The sequence below is a fragment of the Burkholderia sp. Se-20378 genome (assembly GCF_017104665.1).
GTDB lineage: Bacteria > Pseudomonadota > Gammaproteobacteria > Burkholderiales > Burkholderiaceae > Burkholderia > Burkholderia lata.
In genome coordinates this window covers 1-828 of the sequence record NZ_JAAGPG010001215.1, presented here as the reverse complement: position 1 = coordinate 828, position 828 = coordinate 1, and the positions used below count along the sequence as shown (strand labels likewise).

Genomic DNA, 828 nt, shown 5'->3' with positions numbered 1-828 from the left:
GGAAGACCAGGTTACCGTCGGGAAGGTAGCGGGCCAGATCCCCGGTCTTGTACATGCGGGCGAGAGGATCGGCCACGAACGGATCGGCGAGGAAGCGCTCGGCGGTGAGCTCGGGACGGTTAAGGTAACCGCGCGCGACACCGGCACCGCCGATGTAGATCTCACCAACTGCGCCTAGTGGGACCGGCTGGCCGTAACTATCGAGCAGGTAGATCCGCGTGTTGGCAATCGGACGGCCTATCGGAACGGCAGTGAGCTCACTAACCTCGGCTGGGCAGGTCCAGGCGGTGGCACAGACGGTACCCTCAGTAGGTCCGTAGCCATTGATCACCGTGGTCTGAGTCTGCTTGGCCAAGGCTTGAATCAATTCCAACTTCGGTGCTTCACCGGCCAGGATAAGCGTCTGTTGCGCGGTGAGTCGTTCCAGATGCGTATGGTCCTGAAACAATGCAGGAGGCAACGTGGCATGCGTGATACCGTGCCGACTCAGGTAGTCTAGAAGTCCCGGACCCGTTTGACGTTCTGTCTGGGTTGGCAGGTACAAGGTGGCGGCGGCGCACAGCGCCATCACCATTTCAGAGATGCTGGCATCGAAACCGGGCGAGGCGAATTGCATCACGTGGCTGTCCGCTGAGACATGGAAGCGCGCGATCTGCGCCTGAGCCAGATGGGCCACGCTGCAATGCTCGACCATGACGCCTTTAGGTGTACCGGTAGAGCCGGAGGTATAGATGACGTAGGCGAGATGGTGACTGGTGAGGCCGAGAGCTTGAGGATCGGGATCGGTGTCGGAGTGGTGCGTCCAGTGGGGGTGATCGACGTGGAGGT

1 protein-coding gene is annotated in these 828 nt (G+C 60.9%); it reads right to left on the bottom strand.

The window, feature by feature from the left end; translation table 11 throughout:
• Window positions 1-828, bottom strand: an 828-nt coding sequence (locus G3N93_RS41085; RefSeq protein WP_206135648.1) for an AMP-binding protein, incomplete at both ends; no start/stop codon positions are given.